At 42.9% G+C, this 18,831-nt stretch carries 19 protein-coding genes; 2 read left to right on the top strand and 17 right to left on the bottom strand.

What is annotated here, in order from left to right; genetic code table 11:
* Positions 1-2: 2 nt before the first annotated feature.
* From HMPREF1535_RS16690 to HMPREF1535_RS16610, 17 genes are all read right to left on the bottom strand, one after another.
* Positions 3-2,321 (bottom strand): GumC family protein, encoded by a 2,319-nt coding sequence (locus HMPREF1535_RS16690; protein WP_046146886.1) that lies wholly within the window; start codon positions 2,319-2,321, stop codon positions 3-5.
* 7 nt (positions 2,322-2,328) lie between these two features.
* The gene (locus HMPREF1535_RS16685) at positions 2,329-3,111 is read right to left on the bottom strand and encodes a polysaccharide biosynthesis/export family protein (RefSeq protein WP_010803427.1); all 783 of its coding nucleotides are present in this window, start codon (positions 3,109-3,111) and stop codon (positions 2,329-2,331) included.
* A gap of 21 nt (positions 3,112-3,132) precedes the next feature.
* Positions 3,133-3,876 (bottom strand): glycosyltransferase family 25 protein, encoded by a 744-nt coding sequence (locus HMPREF1535_RS16680; protein WP_046146885.1) that lies wholly within the window; start codon positions 3,874-3,876, stop codon positions 3,133-3,135.
* Entirely contained in the window at positions 3,851-4,153 is a 303-nt protein-coding gene (locus tag HMPREF1535_RS16675; RefSeq protein WP_010803429.1) for an HU family DNA-binding protein, read from the bottom strand. Before HMPREF1535_RS16675 ends, HMPREF1535_RS16680 begins: the two co-directional genes overlap by 26 nt.
* 23 nt (positions 4,154-4,176) lie before the next feature.
* A complete protein-coding gene (locus HMPREF1535_RS25120; RefSeq protein WP_052716728.1) occupies positions 4,177-5,196 on the bottom strand; it encodes a glycosyltransferase in 1,020 nt (339 codons plus the stop codon).
* A gap of 14 nt (positions 5,197-5,210) precedes the next feature.
* Entirely contained in the window at positions 5,211-6,086 is an 876-nt protein-coding gene (locus tag HMPREF1535_RS16665; RefSeq protein WP_121719548.1) for a sulfotransferase domain-containing protein, read from the bottom strand.
* Positions 6,087-6,094: 8 nt separating this feature from the next.
* A complete protein-coding gene (locus HMPREF1535_RS16660) occupies positions 6,095-7,228 on the bottom strand; it encodes a glycosyltransferase (protein WP_046146884.1) in 1,134 nt (377 codons plus the stop codon).
* Between the two features lie 21 nt (positions 7,229-7,249).
* Positions 7,250-7,978 carry a sulfotransferase family 2 domain-containing protein gene (locus HMPREF1535_RS16655; protein ID WP_046146883.1) on the bottom strand — a complete coding sequence of 243 codons (729 nt, stop codon included), beginning with the start codon at positions 7,976-7,978 and terminating at the stop codon, positions 7,250-7,252.
* 27 nt (positions 7,979-8,005) lie between these two features.
* On the bottom strand, positions 8,006-9,220 hold the full coding sequence (locus HMPREF1535_RS16650) for a DNA primase (RefSeq protein ID WP_046146882.1): 1,215 nt from the start codon (positions 9,218-9,220) through the stop codon (positions 8,006-8,008).
* Between the two features lie 40 nt (positions 9,221-9,260).
* Positions 9,261-10,031, bottom strand: coding sequence for a sulfotransferase family 2 domain-containing protein (locus tag HMPREF1535_RS16645; protein ID WP_046146881.1), 771 nt, complete (start codon positions 10,029-10,031; stop codon positions 9,261-9,263).
* 44 nt (positions 10,032-10,075) lie between these two features.
* Positions 10,076-11,461 carry a replicative DNA helicase gene (locus HMPREF1535_RS16640; protein ID WP_010803435.1) on the bottom strand — a complete coding sequence of 462 codons (1,386 nt, stop codon included), beginning with the start codon at positions 11,459-11,461 and terminating at the stop codon, positions 10,076-10,078.
* Positions 11,461-11,955: a hypothetical protein gene (locus HMPREF1535_RS16635; protein WP_007659198.1), complete on the bottom strand. Its 495-nt coding sequence runs from the start codon at positions 11,953-11,955 to the stop codon at positions 11,461-11,463. Before HMPREF1535_RS16635 ends, HMPREF1535_RS16640 begins: the two co-directional genes overlap by 1 nt.
* 316 nt (positions 11,956-12,271) lie before the next feature.
* Positions 12,272-12,682 (bottom strand): hypothetical protein, encoded by a 411-nt coding sequence (locus HMPREF1535_RS16630; RefSeq protein WP_232312624.1) that lies wholly within the window; start codon positions 12,680-12,682, stop codon positions 12,272-12,274.
* A gap of 181 nt (positions 12,683-12,863) precedes the next feature.
* Positions 12,864-13,832, bottom strand: a complete 969-nt coding sequence (locus HMPREF1535_RS16625) for a glycosyltransferase family 10 domain-containing protein (protein ID WP_046146880.1) — start codon at positions 13,830-13,832, stop codon at positions 12,864-12,866.
* A 28-nt stretch (positions 13,833-13,860) separates the two neighbouring features.
* Positions 13,861-15,021 carry an OmpA family protein gene (locus tag HMPREF1535_RS16620; RefSeq protein ID WP_007659192.1) on the bottom strand — a complete coding sequence of 387 codons (1,161 nt, stop codon included), beginning with the start codon at positions 15,019-15,021 and terminating at the stop codon, positions 13,861-13,863.
* Positions 15,022-15,690: 669 nt separating this feature from the next.
* Positions 15,691-17,256, bottom strand: a complete 1,566-nt coding sequence (locus tag HMPREF1535_RS16615; RefSeq protein WP_046146879.1) for an ATP-binding protein — start codon at positions 17,254-17,256, stop codon at positions 15,691-15,693.
* 115 nt (positions 17,257-17,371) lie between these two features.
* A complete protein-coding gene (locus HMPREF1535_RS16610) occupies positions 17,372-17,614 on the bottom strand; it encodes a DUF4248 domain-containing protein (protein WP_007659180.1) in 243 nt (80 codons plus the stop codon).
* Positions 17,615-17,893: 279 nt separating this feature from the next.
* On the opposite strand from HMPREF1535_RS16610, the gene HMPREF1535_RS16605 reads away from it, so the two are divergent.
* Together HMPREF1535_RS16605 and HMPREF1535_RS16600 are read left to right on the top strand one after the other, a co-directional pair.
* On the top strand, positions 17,894-18,349 hold the full coding sequence (locus HMPREF1535_RS16605) for an HU family DNA-binding protein (protein WP_010803439.1): 456 nt from the start codon (positions 17,894-17,896) through the stop codon (positions 18,347-18,349).
* Between the two features lie 2 nt (positions 18,350-18,351).
* Positions 18,352-18,798 (top strand): glucosaminidase domain-containing protein, encoded by a 447-nt coding sequence (locus tag HMPREF1535_RS16600; protein ID WP_046146878.1) that lies wholly within the window; start codon positions 18,352-18,354, stop codon positions 18,796-18,798.
* Positions 18,799-18,831: the final 33 nt, after the last annotated feature.

Genomic DNA, 18,831 nt, shown 5'->3' with positions numbered 1-18,831 from the left:
CACTATTCCTTTTTATTTCCGTATCCATAGCCATAATAACCATAATAACCGTAATACCCAGCCTGTTCATAACAGACTTCATTCAGAACAACAGCCATATGTGACAATCTACCATCCGTATAAAGTTTCTCGACATCCGGCAATAACCGCCGGTCGAAACGTCCTTCACGAATCACATAAATACATAAATCGGCAACCCGGTTAATTACCTGTGCATCCGCCACTACTCCGTAAGGGACAGTATCTATCAGAATAAAGTCATATTCCCTTCTTAATTCCGCCATCAGCATATCCAGACGATTGCCGAGCAATAATTCTGCCGGATTGGGGGGGACAGGCCCGGAAGTAATAACATCCAATGTTTCATGCCATTCACTTTTTCGGATAATATCCCTCACATCCGACACCTTGCCGGATAAATAATTAGTTATCCCTGCCGGCACAGTTCCATCTCCACTCTTTGCCGAACCTTTACGAATATCCATTTCCAACAAAATAACCCGCTTACCGGCCAATGCTAATGCCACAGACAAATTGGCTGAAATAAAAGTTTTCCCCGAACCCGGATTAAATGAAGTAAACATGATCGTCTGTACTTCTCCTTTCTTGCTCAGCATAAAGTCCAGATTGGAACGAATGACACGGAACGCCTCCGAAACAGCGTCGCGCCCTTGTTCGTGTACCACTACCAAACCTGATTTTTTCGATTTACGAGGTATTTCCCCCAGAAAAGGAATGGTCAGATTCTCCTCAATATCTCTACGTCCACGTACTTTTACATCGAGTAACTGACGGATATAGAAGCATAAACCGGGAACCAATAAACCAACCAGAAAGGCAGCCAACAAAACGATCAGGGCATTAGCTCCCGCCATTCCGGCCGCATAGGCCCCGTCCACAATACGCAGATTACTGTCGGCCGTAGCCAGCGACAAGGCGTTTTCTTCCCGTTTATTCAACAGATAGAGAAACAGTTCCTCTTTAATTTTCTGTTGACGCTCCACCGACAAAACATATTTCTGCTGAGTCGGAATACTACTGATCTTCCCGATTTCAAGCATCTGCATTCTACGGGTATAATCCAGCTTCATATCGATCGCCTCTTTCGTATTTCTCAGGCTTTGGGCGATAGCATTCCGTAAGGAGGCCAATTGGCTGCTTCGTTCTTTCACGGCAGGACTATTGTCACCTGCATTTACCGTCAACTTATTCCGTTCCAGTAATGTCGCGTTATATTTATCGATCATTCCCTCTACACCGACACTCGTTATACCGGTATTAGCCGGAAGCAAATGTTCGTTTTTCAACGGGTCATGCAGATACATCTGCACCAATTCAACCAATTCTCTCTGGTTGGTCAATTCGGTGACCTCCATATCATGCCTGTTCCGGTTTCCCAGATAGATTTTAGCTTCTTCAGCCAAATCCGCCGATTGATTCTGTTTCCGGTAGTTTTCGATATTATTCTCCACATCACCCAATTCTTCATTGATCAACTGCAAACGTTCGTCAATAAAAAGTGCCGTACTACGAATAATCATGTTTTTATCCTGCATCGACTCATCCACATACGCTTGTATCAACGTATTCAGGATATCCTCTCCCCGCTTTGCATCCGTATCCTGGTAAGTGAGCGTCAATAGATTGACATCTTTAGCCGACCGCTCGACTTCGAGCCCGTCCAGATATAAACTGATAAGCGATTTACGATCGCTACATGTTACCTGTATCGGAACATCCAGCCATTCGTCATTGAAAAAAGAAGTACGCCTGACAATCATCCTGCCCAGCGGGCTATTCTGCGGCGTGCCAAAAGTATATTTCATCACACCATCCGGATCATCCTCCAGTCCTTTTATCCGGAAGCCGCCTTCCGGCAAAGGGATAACGGAAAAAACAGCCGGTTGGGAAAAAGAAGAATCCGGAAAACTGATTTCCACCGGAGAGTCGGTATATAAATCCCTGCTTTTCAACCCGTCATCCACAGAATAGTTGATATCCAATCCTAACCGCCGTATAACTTCGCCCATCAACAAACGGGATTTAAAAATCAGAATCTCCCCGTCGATATTATTGCCATCCTCGAACAACTGTTTTTCATTGAAGGCTTCCTCCGATTTCGCTGTATTTTTTAACTGGACGACAGCTTCCCGCTTATAAACAACCGGGACAGTACGTATGTAAACAAAAGCCAGCATCAGACAGATGAACACCGACAACGCAAACCAATGCCATTTGGCCAACAATACATCCCAAACTTTACGAATATTCAACTCGCTTTTCAAATGCCATTCTTCTATATAAGGCTTATCATCATTCATAAGTATTTTATTTAAAGATAAGTACGCAGGTTGACATCAGGAACGAAATCAAAGACAACCAGGTGCCGACGTTGGTGAACTGATTCTGGGTACTTGCTTCCGCCCGTACCCGGTTAGGTTCCACATAGACCAGGTCGTTCTGCTGCAAATAAAAATCAGGAGAATTGAAAACATCCCTCGAACGCAGGTCATGATACAGAATCGTCCGTACGCCATCCGTTTCCCTGACCACGGCAACCCGGTTACGACGTCCATGGATTGTCAAATCACCGGCAAGCGCCAAAGCCTCAAACAGAGTGACCTGATCAGAAGTGATGTTATATGAACCGGGACGATTCACTTCGCCCAACACTTGTATCCTAAAATTCTGAAAACGAACTGTTACTACCGGATCTTTTATATAATCCCCTTTCTTCAGCTTGTCCTGAATCAACTCTATCAGTTGACGCCGGGTCAATCCCTGTATTTTGAGCCTTCCCAACAGAGGGAAATTAATGGTCCCGTCCTGTTCTACCAGATAACCACGGTTATTATATCCTGCTCCGTAATTTCCGGAATAATTATTTCCCCATGACAGGTTGTTAAACGGCTGTAATAACTCAGGTTCGGCACAACTGACGGAAATATCCAAAATATCATTTTTCCTGATTTTTATTTCAACGGAATCGGAGACATCCATCCGCTTAAACAGGTCATCTCCTTGCAAGTAAGCGATATCTTTTACTTTTCCGCAAGAAGAGAATAAAAGAGAACAAAACAATACAGCAAATAAATAATTGATTATTTTCATATATCTAATTTTATTAATCGGTTATCTCACAGACAGTATATGTAATAAGAGCAATAATCGCCGGCAACCGCCTCTGAAGAAATTCTGCAATCTATAGCGCACGGGGATATCCGTCACGTATTCTATATCTTGCTTGCCCTGTTGAATATTCGTCCCCATACTGTCACCTGTAGAAAAAAGCGGGAATAATCCATACACCTTTATTCCTTTCAAATTCATATACTGATAATCGTCAGCCAATACCGACGGGAAATCCGTCAGCAGTTTTTTCGCCACATTCCGGTGTATCAGATAGACATAAGTTCCCAGTCCGAACCATACCCGGTACATACTATATCCGTTTCCCATATCCCTCCCTCTGGTAGAACTCACCGACAAAAGAGAATAGATAAATACACCGCCTTTCTCTTTTTTCAGCATCTCGCAACATTCAGTCATGACAGCATCCACAAGCTCGGGTTTAAGAAAAACAATATCATCTTCCAATATCAATGCGACCTCTTCGTCCGAATTTAATAACCGGCGATAACATTCCTGATGGCTCAGGGTACATCCGACCTCGCCCGGATACGGATGCCGCTTATAACGATAAGTAAAGCGTTTGACATCAAACAGTCGCTCCGTTTCTTCCGGTAAAAGCCGGTATCCGTCTACCGCTTCCACCAGCTCGACATCCATACAGGCATACCGGGCGGTCTCTTTCAAGATATACTCCCGGCGATCTGCGGATCGCTTCAAATTAATCACATATGTCTGTATCTTCATGTTTCTCATTCAATAGTTCCAGTAACCCTTTTCCCGGTTTAAATTTCACGCTCACTCGCTTACGAATCGGACATTCCACACCCGTACGCGGATTGCGTCCGAAACGTTCTTTTTGTTGCCAGGGTTGAAAGTGCCCGAAATTTTGTAACAACACAGACTCATCCTTCCGGATCGATTCTCCAACTACGGCACACAGGGTATCCACTAATTGAGAAGCCATAGTAACCGTTACCGACATGCGGCTCGCTATTTCTCTAGCCAAATCATTCTTATTCATATCCTTCAATATTTATTAATAGATTATTTGATTTTCAAAAAGAGATATTTGATTTCATAAAACAAGAAGAGGAGAACCGGTAGTCTGAAATACACAGCAACAGACTTATAGGCCAATGATCCCGGCCGAATGATATACTTCTTGAATTTACTCCGGTCGGCACTCATGACTAACCCTCTCATCCGTTTATAACGTTCTATCCATGACAATCGGTCGTGTACAAAAATCGAACCGGCGGTCGATTCACAAAAGAGGTAGATATAATAATTATCCGCAACCAGCATCAGCCTGGGATGATTAAGACCTTTCTTTTGTAGAAAATCAGAGAAACCATCCCATCTTTTTTGTCTCGAATCAGAAAGGAAATAATCATATTTCGCCTCTGTCGTCAATGAAACCTTTTGTTTCATAACATGATATAAAGTAAAAGGCACACCTTTCAGCTTACTGACATGACTATAATACGTATAATTAAAAATCGTATCCTCTCCCCAATCGATACCGACAGGGAAACGAATGTGATAGTCTTCGATGATCTTTCGTGCATACAATTTATTCACAGGTCCAAACAAGAGCTTCGAATCAAAAAAATAATAAGCAATCAAGTCCGCTCCACTATTATCCAACAAAAACGATTCGTCACTTTTTACCGGCATCTCCTTGCTTCGTACTCCCTGGCTGTCAAATTCATCCTGTCCGCAAAACGACATTGTATCTTCGCCGACTGCATCATATAATAGTTGCAAATAAGTCCTTTCCACCCAATCATCGCTGTCGATAAATGCAATGTATTGTCCCCGGGCCAATTCCACCCCCCGGTTGCGGGCAACGGAAACGCCACTGTTCGATTGACTATATACCCTGAAACGGGAGTCTGTCTCTGCATAATGGCGGCACACCGATAAGCTCCCGTCGGTAGAACCATCATCTATCAAAATACATTCCCAATCTGTAAATGTCTGGAACAAAACAGAGTCCAGGCAACGGGCCAAACAATAAGTCCTGTTGTATATGGGAATTATTACTGAAATTTTTATATCCATTTTATATCTACTTTTTACCAATCCATTCTTCGCCCGATCAACTCAAAAAACTTTTCATTCCACGGTTCAAAATATTTTTTTAGGAATAGTTTACACTCGTCAGGTACCTGACGAGTGTAAACTCCAATATTGGAGTTTACCAAGTCTTTTTCAGACCATTCATGATGGGGTAGTTCCAAAAAATCTTCTATAGCCGACAACGTATTTCTCTTATCCGTTTTCAAACTTTTACTTTCCAGAATCAATATTTGCTCCGGACTGAAATACTGAAGATACCTTTCCAGCTGCTCGCTATACAGGCCATGACGAATAAAATCAGGATAATGGAATGCCGAAGGCAGGCGGGAACCGGTTTCTTCCATTCTTCGAAATTCTTCCTTGACGAACCATTCGAAAGGATACTTATCCGGTTGCCTCAGGTAATCAAAATATTCGCGTTCAGGGTCTTCACGGACACACAAGTTTTTAACTATTGCGTATTTACAAGCCATATTATATTCGGAAATAGCGCGGCTCACCGGTTCGCGAACCAGAAATATCAATTTTGCTTTCGGGTTATATTTATAAATACGGCCGGGAGCAGCCTCTTCATAAACATTGTCGGGAGTAGACTCGAAAAACAGGCATTTACCTCTGTTCCTCATCAGTTTCTTAAAAGAGAAATGGCCAACTAACCTTTCAAGAGTCACCGTCCCCCGATATTTCTTCGTAAAAAACAATGTTTCTTTTCTCAAAGCGCCCGTACAAAAAGGATGCTGATTCATATAATCATGCAGGGAAGTCGTTCCGCATTTCTGTGCTCCGATAATAAAAAAATCTATTTTTTTGTTTTTTTGCCTGCTCACCAAAGCATACACATACTTTGAAAAAGGGATTAAAGTGTATTGCATTTTCATCATCAATAATATATAAAATCCGGTTTATCTATTTTCCCGGTTACCCAGTCGTACATTACTTCCAGTTGTCCGGATACTTTTTCTACAGTATATTTCTTTAACACCAGTTGCCGTCCCCGCTCGCCCATTTCATCCAGCAAGGCTTTATCACACGCCAACACTTTACGCATTGTATCAGTCAAAGTCTCCGAATCATTCTTCACCCACCAGCCACACCGGCAAGTTTCAAGTTCCCGCCACGGGGTACCTGTCGATGCAATAACCGGAATTCCCTGCATCAAAGCCTCAGGTATAATACGTCCGAAATTTTCAAAGTCGCTGGGAACGACCAGGCAGGAAAGAGAAGCAAGCAGCCGTTTTTTTTCATCCCCCGTCACTAACCCGGTAAAACGGACCTGTTTCAACAGTGCTTTTTCAACTTTCTCCTTTAAATAAGCCACATAGCCAGGTTCTCCGTTTCCCATTATCACTAATTCGCCCGGTTCGTCCAACCGTTGCCAGCAATCGATCAAACGCTCTATATGTTTTCGCGGATGAATACGGCCGAGGTATCCGAAACGTTTGATGTCATCCGGTTTCGAAACAGCGTCTGCTACCGGTTCTAATTCGACCGGGTTTGGAATAATAGCGACCGGATTTGTAAACCCCATCTCACGGTAATAGTACATCTCTTCCTCACAAGTGGCCTGCACACATGCAGCCTCCTGTAACTGCCGGCGCTGGAAAAAAGATAATGCCAGTTTTTTTGTAACGGCTGATTGTTTCAGTGCTTCAGGATAAAGCATCCCGCGCAAAGTGATTATATAGGGTTTCCGCTTTTCAGAGGCCATGTGTGCAGTCAGATAAACCGAATACAACCAAAGTCCCTGTATATGATAAACATCTGTACCGGCATTTTTCTCCAACGCCTCCTTTAAACGGGAAGAATAGCCTGCACGTCCCCGCCAGCCTTTCAACTCCGGCAGATAACGGATAAATGATTCATCAGATATCACAGTCTCCCTCGAAGACGGGCGGAATGTCAGAATTTCAATATCCTTCCCCATTCCATTCAAATACCTGACCGGTAACAGCGTACTGACAGCCGGTCCTCCGCTTTCAGCACTCAGGAAAGGAATTACATGTAGTATTTTCATTTATATAAAGTATTTCTATTATTATTTATCACCATACATCGAAAACAACTCCCGGTCTTCCGGATAAAGCTTTTCAATCATCCTGCAAATAGCGTCCGGTATCGCATAGTCTTTTGCTATTTTCAAACGCTCTTTATACGCAGACAATCCGAAAATGTCCAGCAATTTTTCCCAATCGTCTTCCGACTCATACCATAATAGTTCTATTTTCTCTGCCATATAATAACTTTGGGGAGTTATCCAGGGAATTCTTTTGTTTCGCAAAAGAACATCCTGTTTACTACGCTTCAATGAAGAAATATATTTACAAGTGTCTTCTGGTGAAGCTGAATCTCGCTTCACCAGAAGACGGGTATCTGTCCCGGGACAGATACTTCGCAAAAATTCATATGTTTTTTGGAATTTGTTCAAACTCAACCATTCTTCATCTATCAAATGCCCGGAGCATTTGATGCTAAAAAGCTCAAATGGAACCAGTTGGCTTTTCAGTTCCTTTATTCCGGAATAAAAACGATTATAAGGATTTCGTATCATCGTAACAATCCTGTAATCCTTCCATTCCGGTATAAAACGAGGTAAATCATCATACGTTATATGCCCCAAATCAACTCCGTATTGATGGGAAAATAACTTCCACCATTTCGTAGCATCTGTTTTTCCATACTTCTCGATATAAATATCCCTCAAAAATGTTCCGCCGCACTTCGGGTTATGCAAGTATATTACTTTGCGTTCCTGGTCAACAATCATATATCCTATTTCATTAATTTTCAATAACTAGTCCAATAGCCATTCCGCTTTCATTACCGGAGAATGTGCCAGTAGCCGTGTAACTTTTTCCAAACGTTTATGCAAAGGGAGCATGCGGGCAAATAAGTCTGTCCGTTCCGCTACTGTCAAAGCCAGGTGTAAGTCTGCCAACAATTGTTTTATCTGCCGGAGCAGGTCGGTTTCGTAAACTTCCAACCGGCTGATACGGGTCCATCTTTTTATATATCCGGTAAAATCTTCGCGTCCCATCATACAAAGCAGGGAATCCGGATCATGTCCCGACTCAAGAACGATCCGGCCGACCGAAAAGCCTTTTTCAACCAATAAGCGTGCCGATCGTATCCCGTTCGTTTGCCCGGCTTCATCGCCATCGAGCATAATAATCGCGTAACGGGTGTACCGGCTGAGTAAGGTAATCTGTTGGTCCGTCAATGCCGTTCCGCACAAGGCTACCGTATTCCGGAAGCCCGCGGCATGCATGGCCAGCACATCTTTATACCCTTCGGTGACAAAAACAAAATGATGTTCGCGGATCGCTTCCCGGGCCTGATATAAGCCATACAAAATCTCTCTTTTGTGGTAAACCGGACTGTCCGGCGAATTAACATATTTATGAATATCCGTCCCTTTCGTTTCTCCCCGGTACCGTCCGGCAAAAGCCACCAGCTCTCCCCGTTCATTCCGTATCGGGAAAATAAGACGGTCGCACATATCAACGTAGGAAGCCGGCAAAGCAACCGGAGCCACTCCTATTTCAAACGCTTTATATGTTTCGCGGAGAATATCCGCTTCCGGAATATAGGTTTCCAACAGGTCGGATATCATTCGGTGGCTACGCAATAAATGGTCGATATGCAACTGACTGACAATCGTATGTGCCTCCGGCTTTATGGGAGACATTTTTTTTGCCGGAGTATATGCCAAAGGTATGTCGTCCGTATCCGGTAATCCGTACCATCCGGCAAGAATATCCAATGCTTTTCTGAAATCGCATCCTTCCATTTCCTGAACAAACCGGAAAACGTCTCCACCCGCTCCGCAGGCAAAACATTTATAATACTGCTCACGGATATTTACACAGAGCGACGGATGACGGTCGGCATGGAAGGGGCAAAGCCCGGTTAATGTCTTCCCCGAACTGCTACCCCGCTTCAGAGGCAGGTAGCGTTCAACGACCTCCTCCAAACGAGCCACTTGTTTTATTCGATCTTTCCGGTTCATAATTTATCAGATGTGAGCTATCCGATTATTTTCTATAACTTCATTTCTTTCCTTTCAAATATTCCTTTAGCTTCCTGTATTCATCTTCATATCCGAAAGCGATGAAGTCTTTCTTGTATTTCCGGTAGACGAGCCATGCCGTAAACGGAGTGTAATAATCCATCCAGCATCTTCCGGTCAGTGAAGCAGCCCGGTTCATGTGAGGTAACGGAAGAAGATTAAAACGTTCACGGATCGGCTCATATTCTTCTTTTATATGTTCAACCTTACCGATATAATCAACCTGACACTTGCCGCGCCTGTCGTATACCAACAAGTACTGTCCGGCAAAATGAGGCTCGGCCAAACAACCGGGAAGTAAAAATATCCTGTATACAAATTGGTTGAAATCACGTATACGCAACAAACCGCAAAACAAATAACTGTCCCAGCAAATATCATCCGGATGCTGTATGCATTTATCTTCAAAACAAGAAATCAGACGTTTGTAAGGATTTCGTACAAAGGTGAATTTATAATACCGACCGGTTTCCCGGTTCAACTCCCATTCTGTGTACGGGTTCACAAAATCATGGATATCCGGTTGGTCTCCGAACATTGATTTTTTTATCGAAGAGCAAGCCACTTTCGGATTATTCAAATACACCAGCTTCCGGTCTGTATCGATAATAAACTTTCTGGGCGCTCTTCCCCATTTTCTGATCCATAAGAAATAGACAAAAGCCTGTCTATAAATTCTTTGGATTTTTTTTGATAACTTCTTTTGGTTTAGAGAGTTACCCCCCCCCCCCCCGTTTACTTTTATTAACATTTATCATTGCTTTAAAGATTTATTTAGTTCTTTCTTCTATGATATCATATCACTCTCGGATCATAATCCGTCAGGCAGGTCATTGCCGGATTGTAGCGGAATTTGGCTATTCCTGTTGCCCCGTTACGGTTTTTAGCAACCAGCAACATGCCCACTCCCCGCAAATCTTCCTTTGTCTTCGGATCATAAAAAATATTGTACTTCTCGGCACGATAAACGAATATGACCCCATCCGCCACCTGTTCTATCGCACCGGAATTGCGCAAATCGCTCAGCATCGGGAAATGACTCCCCTGGCGGCGATCGACATCACGGTTTAACTGGGCCAGCAAAACCACCGGGATTTTCATCTCTTCCGCCATCAGTTTCGCCTTACGGGCGATGTTGCCCAAGGCCAGATCAGTTGTCTCCTGCAAATCATTTTTTGATAGAATAATATTGATCAGATTCAGATAATCGATATATAAAACTCCCAACCAGCCTTTCTTATGCAAAGACTGGGCTTTGGCACGCATATCTTCGATCGTATCCGATCCGCAATACTCCAAGGTGAGCGGCAACCGCTCGAGTTCCTTCTTTGCTTCTTCCAACCGGGCACGGTCAGAGGCTGTAGTACCTTTAAAACGCAGGCTATCCGCATTGACTCCGCTGATCATCGAAAGCAGTCGCATCACATTTTGCTCTTTGCTCATCTCCACACTAAAATAGGCGACTGCCGTACCTTGCCGCGCCTGATGGAGTGCCATCCATAGAGCTACCGCCGATTTCCCCATGGAGGGACGTCCGGCAACAACCGTCAATTCCTCTTTGTAAAGTCCTCCCGTCATCGTATCCAGGTCGTGCAAACCGAAAAAGAGACGGCTGATTTCCCCGGATTCAAGCAAAGCCTGTTCACGATACGATTTATCCAACACACGGGCTGCTACCGCACCGGCATTCTCCATCGACGAGACATGTGCCATGCCATCACGTAAAGAGCCTGCCAGATCCTCTATCCCCGTCAACAACGCTGTAACATCGGCGGAGGGCAATTGCGCCTCCGTCTCTTTTTTCTTCAACTCATTCACCAGCTGACGCAAGGTATAACAACGGACCAGCTCGTCGGCATGAATGCGGATATGGGCATCGCTACGTACGTCCAGCAACATATCCGACAGAAACGATAATCCGTTCAACTGTATATACAAGCCGTTATCCAGCCGTCGCATCTCATTCTCTACGGTCAGCATATCGACAGCTGTTCCGGAGGCCATCAGCGAAAGTACCGCCCGGTAGACAAAACCGGTCCGGTTGTCGCTGAACATATCCGGCTGTAACCGGTCCGCCACATCGAATATCGCTTCCGGACTCACCAACAAGCCGGCTATCACGGCTTGTTCCAGTCGAAGGTTCGTGTTCGGCTGAGACTGCATGTTCTTTTGTGTGTTCATCAGTTCACCGCTCCTTTCTGATCATTACCCGGATTATAAAAATTCATCGCTTCATCCCAGATGCTACCGCCGGAATCATTCCGGTCGGTTCCGTTCGGATTATGTGCCACCGGTTCCCCATGTTGCACCTGTACGGATTGTTCATAATTGACCAACGCAATCCGCTTGTAAAAACCGACATTCGACACAAACACGAAATGTTGTTTTTCGAGCTTCACCAGATACTTCTTGACCTGGCGGCGATCGATACCCGTTAGTTCCTCGATCTCCGTGTACGAAGTGATCCACTCTCCCGGATGACAGAAATAAACCTGATCGTTCAGCCAAACCTGTCCTTCGCTGAAATAGGCAAAGGTTTCGACACAGAGTAAAACACTAGCCAACTCACGGAGATCGCGTTCTCCCATAAAAAATGCGCGCAACACACTTCTACCCACTTTCAGGTAGCCCGACTTCCGGTAATCCGGTGTCATGTTTTCCTTACGTTTTTTCATTTTTACAACCTTTTTAGTTACTAATTCAAACGTGACAGGTAAAAGCGCGCTTTTGTGACAGATTACGAATTTTGATTATCAAACGGTAGAAGATGGTTATAAGACATTACTTTGACAACGGTTCGTACGGCCTCTTTAATATAGAATGAATATTATTATAACTAATACAAAGAGACATGCGATCAAAAAATCATTCAGGACACTCCTGCCCGCTTACCCTACGGCGCAAATATACATCCGGTATACCGCTGGGCGGAGTACACTAAAAACCGGGAAAACAAGAACAAAGCAAACTCATTCCCAGCTAATTAATAATTTATTTCTTGATTTCTAGTGTGCGAAACAAATCCTTAAACGTTGTTAAAATATCTTCGTATTCGGGAGGCATATCGTAAAACCATCTGCGGATGGTGGAAAGCTCCTGGTCAAAACCAAACATACCGAAAAGCGTTTTAGCCAATTTCCCCCTTTTACATCTGATAACACCCAGTTCCAGTAAAACCGACATGACTGCAATAAAGAAGCGCGGGTAAACCAGTTCCCTGGGTAGCGTATAATACACCTGGCTTTCATAACCGTAATATTGCATGATCGTATCACGATATTCCGCAAAAAAACGTCGTGAGAATTTATGCCATTGTTCATTATCTATATCACCCGATTCACGTAAAAAAACAGCTATCTCCATAACCGTCCGTACCGGATCCGGTTGTTGTTGAATATTCACTTTAAAAGTCGGAAAAGATAACGGATCTCCTCCCGCAAGCCTGCATAATTTTTTTTATCCATTGTTTTATGTGTTAGGCCGGGAATGAGTTGCTTATTTCCTAAAAAAAGGTCATGACCTTTGATTGTAAAAGTCCCTTATTTTGAAGTTAAAAGACTGGTCTTAACATTTCAAAACACCCTTATTTCTTTTTCAATAGTTTTTTGGTCATAGATTTTGACAATTCAAGAAATGTCGGAGCATAATATCTCCTTTGTTTCTGAATAGTAATTTTATTACGGCCATAACATACCCGACGACCGGCTTTATCCAATGGTTGCTCAAAAATATGACTGAAAAAATCTTTTATTTTTTTTATCTCACTATCACGAAATTCTTGAAAATTAGTGCCATAAGGCCAAAAGGGTGTCATCATTTTATCCAGATAAGCGGCATCGTCTTTGTCCAGGCGGATAACCTCCTCAACAGCTTCTTCCATGGAAGAATAATTCATCAGATTAACAAACGAGTTCGGATTATAATCCGAACTGACAGTGGGGCTGCCCCAATATAGCGGTAACGACTGTGCCATGAACGGTGCCAGGATTTTTTCAGTCACATACCCCGGCATGCTTGAGTTTTCAATCGCTAAAGTGAATTTATATTCGTGTAGGAACTGTTGCTTATCACCTACCTTTTTACCCATATTATTCAAAAAAGCACCACCGGAATCAATCCGTTTATAACCGGATAAAGTTTTAAAGAACAACTCCCGATAAGGGACGGCACAAATATTATTGGAATAAACAAAATTGCAGAATTTACGGTTAAGCAACGCTTCTTCTTTTAAAAGCGGTAAAACCAAGTGAAAATCCTTTCTGTACAGAAATCCACTATATTTCCGAAAAGTTCTGTCATCACATTGAAGATTACTCAAACTTAAGGCATAATCACATATATTAAGATCGGGCATAATGTTTTCGTCACTCCAAAAAATCCGGATACAGTCTTCATAAAACAAATGTTCATTTCCAAAACAGGAATAGAATAAATAATCCGGATGCTCTTTATCTATCTGCAAATCGTATTCATCCGACAAATACCAGAAATAAGTTTTATAATTAAAACCAAGCCAAAAATCAACAAAGTTGCAGTATATTTTCTTTTTCATCTTTCAAATTATTTAGTATGTCCGGAGGCTATTCACTTATCATTCTCAGATTCTCACGGGCTACTCTCGGATTCAGGGGAAGATACTTATGAAAATAAGAGGCAGCTCCTTCTTTATCTCCTTCCATCAGCAATAAAACTCCCTGGTTATTGTAAGCGCGCGGATCATCGCCTACCTGTTGGAAAAAGTGGCGGGCCGCTTCTTTATCACCTAATGCCAACGATGCGGCAGCGGCATTCAGCAGGGCGACAGCACAGGAGGGATAGGTATAGGCGGCTACCTCATATACTTCACGGTATTGTTCGGTGCCCGGACGATAGAAAGAGGCCAAACGGATAAAATCAGGTAATGAGATTTTTTCCGGGTGGGTATATATCGTTTCGATCAATTGAGGATCAGTCAGGGTGGGTTGTTGCGCTTCTGTCTCGACAGTCAGTTCCATCCGGCGTAAACGGCTGAAAAAACTCTTTTCGATATCTTTATAAACGGCACCGTTATCTATGGCTTTTATCTGTTTACGACGGCTATCCGGATCGTCGGTCAGTTGGAAGATAGTCTGTACACGGCTGCCGTATTTTTTATCCGACGCGGAGATCAAACCTTGCAAACCGTCCCAGTCTTCTCCTACCCAATCGACAGAGACCTGACAGGTTACAGGCAGTTTGAATTGTTTCTGCAGATAGTTTTTAAACTGGACGGCACGGTTGCCTGCCAGGCGTTCATTATCCTTCGTGTTCCCATCGGGAGAGGCGTAACCGATGATACGGATGTTTTTTACAAAGCCGTCAGCAGATTGTAGCAAGGTTTTCAAATGTCCTTCCAGCTTTGCCAGTTCGGCAGAATTATTTCCGTATTTAGGGTTCACCTGAACACCACCGGCCGGAAAATCAATGTAAACAGCCAATTGCTCCTTCAATAACACCGGAGCCAACTCTTCTTCCGGAACGATATAATTAATCATCCGGTTATAAACAGACTGGGCATCGACCTGCAACTGGGGGATTTCCACATTCCGGGATATTTGCCCCTGTTGTTTATCGCTCCCTGCTTCCTGCTCCGTTCCGGTTTGTACGGTACGTGCCACAGCATACACATCTTCCGGCATTATTGCTTGTTTTTGAGTACTACAAGCCGGAAGAACAGCCAGTAAACCAATACCGGCAATCCCTTCTAAAATTCTTTTTCGCATGATTTATGTAAAATTTTAATACTAATTATCTCTTTTCGATATATTACGAACCGTTTCTTTCAACAGCTCGATACAGGATTCAATACAATCCGACAAGAACCCGGCATCATTTTTTACACGCAACAAGCCGGATACGTTAACCTATTCTCTTTGCCGGGAGGGCAAAGAGAATAGGTACATTTAAATATTTCTTCCATTGATTATTAATTCTATTATTAGATTCAAAGATTACATCCAGGCACTAAAAGCCGATAGAATACCAGCCATAAAACAGCGGTAGTCCTTATACGGTTTTTTGAACGATTTCATATTGATTGTTCCGTTGATATAATCAGAGGTAAGGTTTGGTTCAAGATTTATCAGATATGAGTGTTTGTTTATAGCAACTGGTTGTAATTTTCGACAAAAACATCATGCATTCTAAATACGATTGTAATTCTCTGACCTTTGGACTAGAATAAGGAATGTATCAACATCACTCAAATCCTGCATTGCTACCGGTTGCCAGCCTCTGTAAACTGCGGCAAGGAGACGCAGACGGGTGTTACCTGTACTGCTCTTTACCTTTTCATCGGATGCATATTTATGTCTGTCATGAGTAACACATACTCTGTCAATCCGTAAGGTATTTTCTTTGCCATATCTTTCTTCTGTTTAAAAAATTCATCGTTAATTAAAAATCACTTCCCAGCCTGCAATATTCCGTTCATCCGCACTAAAAGAAGCACCGACTTTTACTAACCGGCGCCCATCTGCCTGATAAGGAATCAGGTAACCTTTATCATCAATCTGCTGCAGAGCTTCTTCTGTAGTCCCGTTCAGTTTAAACTCAAATACATAGATGTAATCACTGGTTTTTACAACAGCATCGGCACGGCCACGGGCACTATGAACTTCAGCATCGCAAAACTGCCCCATCAGTTTGAATACAAGATAAAAAACAACTTGGTAATGACGTTCTGTTTTTTCATTCAACTCATAAGGAAAATCTGCAAAAAAGGCTTTCAACCTGTTCATAAACGCATCTACATTTCCTGCACGCAGTTCGCGAACGAACTTACCGATGTAAAAACCGTTTTCATCTTCAGTGACTGCAGTATAAAAAGGGGTAATAAAATCGACGAAGCCATATTTTACTTCTTCGTTCGGGAAAGCCAATGTATATAAAGCAAACTCTTTATCATATCCTTTGATTGTCAGATAACCGCTTTGATAGAGTAGCGGTATTGGATTATTCGCCTCCATACGATATTCCGAAAAAGCAGAAGCACGCATTTCCACACCTTCCAAAAGCAACCGCAAATCATAATCACTCTTTTTCAATAATTCAACCAGAAAAGTAGGAGTTCCTGTTTGAAACCAGTAATTATCAAAACGACGCGTATGTAAACAATTTAAGACACTGAACGGATTAAATATGCCTGGAGTTTCTTCCCGGAAATGATAACCGTCATATTTAAGCTTCATCTGATGGATAGTCTCATCCAATGCAAAATTCATTTCAAGACTAAGGACCTCTAGTTCCGGTATAAAATTCGAACGCAATTCCTCGGATGTTATTCCGCAGATAGCCGCATAATCCGAATTCATACTGATATCTACCAATTGATTCAAATCACTGAATACGCTTACATGCGCAAACTTGGTTACTCCTGTAAGAAAGACAAATTTCAGGTGGCCATCCAGACTTTTAAGAACGCCATAAAAAGCTTTCAATGTATTACGATATTCTATCGTCAAAGTCTCATTACCTAATGCTTGTAATAATGGTTTATCGTATTCATCTACCAATATGACAACCTGCATACCTGTTTTTTCTTCTGCACGGCGAATAATACCGGCAAAGCGGGTGGAAAGGGTTTGTTCATCTTTTCCTTTCCCGTATAAATCTTCCCACCGTGTAAGATGAGAACTCAGAATAGCTTCAAGAGCTTTAGGAGAATCATATTTTTCAGCATTCAGATCCAGATGCAATACCGGATATATTTTCCAGTCCTGTTCCAGTTTTTCAACCGCTAAACCTTTAAACAGATGCTTTTTACCTTGAAAATAGGCTTCTAATGTCGAAAGAAACAAACTTTTACCAAAACGCCGCGGACGGCTTAAAAAATAGGGATTACCGGACTGAACCAATCGATATAACAAATCGGTTTTGTCTACATATACAAAATCTCCTTCACGAACCTTTTCGAAGCTCTGTATCCCGACCGGAAGTTTTCTGGTTTTCGTATTCATATCGAAACTATTTCCTAATTATTACTTGTCATTATCGGCAACTATCACACAAAGATAAATAATTATACCGTACGTACTGTCTAATTTTCAATTTTCAATTCCTAATTTTCAATTCTCAAGGCTCTCCCAGAAACCTGAATATCTGTTGCGTCTGCAAAGGTGTAAACTTGCGCTGGCCTTTGCGCCAGCCGGATTGCTGCAAGGCGGTTGTCAGGTCCTTGTTGAAGGCAATCCAACGCTTGATAGCTTTCGCTGCCGAATCGGGCTGCAAGGACGGGTTATATAACAAACCCAACTCTGTTAGTCCGTAACTACGTACTTTTACATGTGCTTCCGGTTGTTCCGTTTCCTTATTCATATCCTGCTGTTTCTAATTGGTTTATGCTTTAAATTTACAAAATAAACAACAGAAAAACAAGCATTTACCTCTATATATTCCAACTAAAATCATTTTATAGCCAGACATATCAGCCTTTATCCATACATAACCGTACACAACCGGAGTTAACCGGAAACGACACTCTCCCACCGTCGTACCTTTGAACTGTTATCGATAACCAACCAGTTAACCGTCAATAGCTTTCGGAGCATTTCCATTGGCATATTGGCACATTGTCAAATTAAAAAATTATTTCCCATGGCTTTAAATTATCACCTCGTAAAACGTCCCGACATGCGTAAAGACGCTGCCGCAGGTTCCGAACTGTATTATGCACAGGTCCGGGCATTGAAGAAAGTCAGTTTCGAAAAGTTATGCAGCATGATCGCCATGCGAAGCACCGCATTTATCGGTGATGTCATGCTGGTGATCGAAGGCTTGCTTTCGGTCATGCAGGAACGCCTCGAAGAAGGCGATATCATCAGTATGGGCCGCCTCGGAAACTTCCGCATGGTTGCAGGAAGCAAAGGGGCTGCCACAAAAGATGATTTCAATACCTCTCTCTTTAACGATGCACGCATCGTATACGTATCGGGCACTATGCTTGCCGATATCAAGAAAAATGCCAAATTTGAAGAGCTGAAACCGATCATCGATCCCGATGCCAACAACAATGGCGGCAGCGGTTCCGAAGATCGTCCTGAAATCGAATAGGCATGGATAAGCAAGCATTCTTCAAACAGTTCCTTCCGGCTGCACAGGCGGCCGGGGAACATTTCAAGCTGAATCCGGATATCATACTGGCACAAGCGGCCATCGAAAGCGGTTGGGGTGAAAGTGTTCTTTGCCGGACATACCACAACTATTTCGGACTTACCGGATACGGACAATCTACCCTCTACTGGAAAGGAGCGAAAACGCTCAAAATAGAGGACGGAGGAATCTCTCATCTGCAATTTCGTATATACGAATCGGATCAACAAAGTTTCTTTGATTTTGCCCGGTTGATCCGTACAGTCTATCCGACGGCTGCTGCCATCAGCATTTATCCCGAGGCTTATGCCAAGGAAATCGCCTACAGCCGCTACATCAGCGAACAAAACGGCGACAACCGCGAAGCCTACCGAAAACTGCTGATTACGATTTGCAACTATATGAAATAAATAACCGCTCAATTGGCACATTTGCATATTGGC

Origin of the sequence: Parabacteroides goldsteinii DSM 19448 = WAL 12034, from assembly GCF_000969835.1 — a bacterium.
GTDB lineage: Bacteria > Bacteroidota > Bacteroidia > Bacteroidales > Tannerellaceae > Parabacteroides > Parabacteroides goldsteinii.
This window is presented reverse-complemented; position numbering and strand designations above follow the sequence as displayed.

What these genes read in the sequence shown, in the direction of transcription:
- HMPREF1535_RS16690 (WP_046146886.1), bottom strand. Translation starts at nt 2,321, where the DNA reads ATGAATGATGATAAGCCTTATATAGAAGAATGGCATTTGAAAAGCGAG.
- HMPREF1535_RS16685 (WP_010803427.1), bottom strand. Translation starts at nt 3,111, where the DNA reads ATGAAAATAATCAATTATTTATTTGCTGTATTGTTTTGTTCTCTTTTA.
- HMPREF1535_RS16680 (WP_046146885.1), bottom strand. Translation starts at nt 3,876, where the DNA reads ATGAAGATACAGACATATGTGATTAATTTGAAGCGATCCGCAGATCGC.
- HMPREF1535_RS16675 (WP_010803429.1), bottom strand. Translation starts at nt 4,153, where the DNA reads ATGAATAAGAATGATTTGGCTAGAGAAATAGCGAGCCGCATGTCGGTA.
- HMPREF1535_RS25120 (WP_052716728.1), bottom strand. Translation starts at nt 5,196, where the DNA reads ATGGATATAAAAATTTCAGTAATAATTCCCATATACAACAGGACTTAT.
- HMPREF1535_RS16665 (WP_121719548.1), bottom strand. Translation starts at nt 6,086, where the DNA reads ATGCAATACACTTTAATCCCTTTTTCAAAGTATGTGTATGCTTTGGTG.
- HMPREF1535_RS16660 (WP_046146884.1), bottom strand. Translation starts at nt 7,228, where the DNA reads ATGAAAATACTACATGTAATTCCTTTCCTGAGTGCTGAAAGCGGAGGA.
- HMPREF1535_RS16655 (WP_046146883.1), bottom strand. Translation starts at nt 7,978, where the DNA reads ATGATTGTTGACCAGGAACGCAAAGTAATATACTTGCATAACCCGAAG.
- HMPREF1535_RS16650 (WP_046146882.1), bottom strand. Translation starts at nt 9,220, where the DNA reads ATGAACCGGAAAGATCGAATAAAACAAGTGGCTCGTTTGGAGGAGGTC.
- HMPREF1535_RS16645 (WP_046146881.1), bottom strand. Translation starts at nt 10,031, where the DNA reads ATGTTAATAAAAGTAAACGGGGGGGGGGGGGGTAACTCTCTAAACCAA.
- HMPREF1535_RS16640 (WP_010803435.1), bottom strand. Translation starts at nt 11,461, where the DNA reads ATGAACACACAAAAGAACATGCAGTCTCAGCCGAACACGAACCTTCGA.
- HMPREF1535_RS16635 (WP_007659198.1), bottom strand. Translation starts at nt 11,955, where the DNA reads ATGAAAAAACGTAAGGAAAACATGACACCGGATTACCGGAAGTCGGGC.
- HMPREF1535_RS16625 (WP_046146880.1), bottom strand. Translation starts at nt 13,832, where the DNA reads ATGAAAAAGAAAATATACTGCAACTTTGTTGATTTTTGGCTTGGTTTT.
- HMPREF1535_RS16620 (WP_007659192.1), bottom strand. Translation starts at nt 15,021, where the DNA reads ATGCGAAAAAGAATTTTAGAAGGGATTGCCGGTATTGGTTTACTGGCT.
- HMPREF1535_RS16615 (WP_046146879.1), bottom strand. Translation starts at nt 17,256, where the DNA reads ATGAATACGAAAACCAGAAAACTTCCGGTCGGGATACAGAGCTTCGAA.
- HMPREF1535_RS16610 (WP_007659180.1), bottom strand. Translation starts at nt 17,614, where the DNA reads ATGAATAAGGAAACGGAACAACCGGAAGCACATGTAAAAGTACGTAGT.
- HMPREF1535_RS16605 (WP_010803439.1), top strand. Translation starts at nt 17,894, where the DNA reads ATGGCTTTAAATTATCACCTCGTAAAACGTCCCGACATGCGTAAAGAC.
- HMPREF1535_RS16600 (WP_046146878.1), top strand. Translation starts at nt 18,352, where the DNA reads ATGGATAAGCAAGCATTCTTCAAACAGTTCCTTCCGGCTGCACAGGCG.